Below are 2413 nucleotides of genomic sequence, written 5' to 3'. Positions count from 1 at the left end.
GGCCGGTGCCATTGTGGCCGGACTGCTGCAGAACGAGCCCGGCGTGCGGGTCACCACCCTGGAACGGGTCGACCCGGATGATCACTCCGATGCCGGCACCGGCCTCAACATCGGCCCCAACGCCCTCAAGCTGCTGCAGCAGGCGGATCCTGCCCTGTGTGCCCGCCTGCAGGCGCCGGATATCAGCCTGCCCTGGCAAAGCTGGCGCACTTCGCTGACCGACGGTACCGAGCTGATGAATCTGCCCCTGGCCCAGGTGGCCGATAACGACGGCATCCGTATCCGCTGGGCCGACCTGTATCACCAGTTGCGCAGTCACGCCCGCAGGCATATCCGCTTCAACACAGCGGTTACGGGCATGAGCTACGTCGGCGATCAGGACAGCAAAGCGTCAACGCCACCCTTGCTGGAAGTCAGTTGGGAAAGCTGTACCGACGGAACCACCGGCAGTGATGATCAGGTAGATATGCTGATTGCCGGCGATGGCCGCTACTCGAAAGTGCGGGAAACCTTCTTTGGGAAACCGGAGCCCAGACCCCTGGGGGTGGTGATCTACCGGGTGCTGGTTCCGGACACCGCCGAGGGCCTGATTGACGACTATGAACAGTGGTTCAACGGGCCCTACCGTTTGCTGGCGTTCCGGGTACCGGGCCATGCGCTCTACATCGCCGGCTCCTTTCCCATCGCCCCGGGCGCACCCATTGGCGATGATGCCAGAACCGCCGACCACCTGCGGGAGCTGTACACCCCCGCACAGGGCGAGCCCAGCGACCAGGCCCGTTTTCTGATCGACAGCATCTGTGAGCATGTGGACGATATTCACTGGGCCCGGGTTGCAGAAATCGAACCGGCCTTTACCGATGACCAGGGTAGAGTACTGCTGCTGGGGGATGCCGCCCACGCCATGGTGCCGACATTGGGCCAGGGCGCCACCAGCGCCATTGAGGATGCCTGCGTCGCCGCCCTGATGATCCGTGATGCCGTGCGATCCGGACCGGTAGACGTTCCGTCGCTGTTGAGGGCCATTGCCGAAACCCGCATGGCGCGGGCCCGGTTTATCATGGATCTGTCCCGGGACGCCTCGGATACCATGCTGCCGGGTTCTGATACCGTTGCCGGAACACGGCAAAAAACCGGACCGGAGTTTCTGGCCAAACTGGAGCAGCTGTTCCGGGTGACCGAGGCACCCGCGCCGGCGCCGGCGGAACATCACCAGCGTGCTGGATGATAGAAGTGAAGGAACCTTGCCGTCATGGCCCCGGAAATACTGGCCCGCCTTCAGGTAGCCTCGGCGCGATCACCGCTGAGGGTTTCCAGCTGATGCAGCACGTTGATCTTGTCCGGTAGATGGCGGCTGAGTACGGCTTGCAGGGCAGGACCATCGCGCCGCTGCAGGGCATCCAGAATCCGTTCATGGTCATTGACCGAGCGTCGCCAGCTTTCCGGCAGGCTGTTGACGTTGTAACGATAGGGCTGGACCAGAGCATTCAGCCCCTGCAACTGACGCACCAGCACCGGATTTCCGGATGCCTCATTGATCAGTTGATGAATGGCCTGATTGCATTTGAAATAGCCGAGACGCTCACCTTGCTCAAAGCGACGAATCATCTCGTTGTGAAGTGCGGCGACCTGGCTGATCTGTTCATCCGTGGCGTTTTTTGCAGCCAGAAGACCGGCATAGCCGTCCAGGGTTGCGATCACCTCGAAGGTGTCCATCAGCTCGGACAGCGCCATACGCCGGACTTCCGCACCCCGGTTGGTACGGATCACCACCAGGCCCTCGGCGGCCAGCACCCGGAACGCCTCACGGACCGGGGTGCGGGATATGCCAAGGTAACTGCTGAGGGCCTGCTCCTGAAGGCGTACCCCCGGAGGCAGCTCGCCGGAGACAATCAGATCACGGATCTGCTGAACCGCACGCTGTTGCATCGACATCCGCGAGCGGGCATCGGTGCTGAAGTCGTCATGGGCGAGGGTGGTGTCATTTGGCATCTATCGCTGGGTCCGGCTTGAAAGGGTTACAGACAACATACGTCCGCTCCGGCGGATTGGCAACGGATCATAAATCATGCGCAGCAGTGTTCACCGATTCACCCTGACCGATCCGGGCAACATCAGCCCCTTGGCTGAGGCCATCGACCGGGGCGACCTGGATCCCGCCACCATTGTGGCGGTGATCGGTAAAACCCCGGGCAACGGGCTGGTCAATGACTACACCCGGGGCTACCTGACCCAGAGCCTGGCGCTGCTGATCGGCGAGCACACCGGCACCCCCTGGCAACAGATCATCAAACAGATTCCGTTCATTTTTTCCGGTGGTACCGAAGGCGTACTGACGCCCCACATTACCGTGTTCTGTGCCGAGCCAGGGGGCCGCAGCGATGGTCGCCCGACCCTGGCCGAGGCGCGGCTC

Annotated in this window: 3 protein-coding genes; 2 read left to right on the top strand and 1 reads right to left on the bottom strand. The window is 62.5% G+C overall.

Annotated features, from left to right (window positions below):
• Nucleotides 1-1228 (top strand): FAD-dependent monooxygenase (locus tag AAC035_RS20640; protein WP_339806998.1); only part of this gene is annotated, 1228 nt, incomplete at its 5' end.
• 50 nt (nt 1229-1278) lie between these two features.
• On the opposite strand, the gene AAC035_RS20635 is transcribed toward AAC035_RS20640, so the two are convergent.
• On the bottom strand, nt 1279-1992 hold the full coding sequence (locus AAC035_RS20635; RefSeq protein ID WP_339806997.1) for a GntR family transcriptional regulator: 714 nt from the start codon (nt 1990-1992) through the stop codon (nt 1279-1281).
• 76 nt (nt 1993-2068) lie between these two features.
• On the opposite strand from AAC035_RS20635, the gene AAC035_RS20630 reads away from it, so the two are divergent.
• The coding region (locus AAC035_RS20630) for a ring-opening amidohydrolase (RefSeq protein WP_339806996.1) at nt 2069-2413 on the top strand (345 nt) is incomplete at its 3' end.

This window comes from uncultured Marinobacter sp., assembly GCF_963974375.1.
Classification (GTDB): Bacteria; Pseudomonadota; Gammaproteobacteria; order Pseudomonadales; family Oleiphilaceae; genus Marinobacter.
This window is presented reverse-complemented; position numbering and strand designations above follow the sequence as displayed.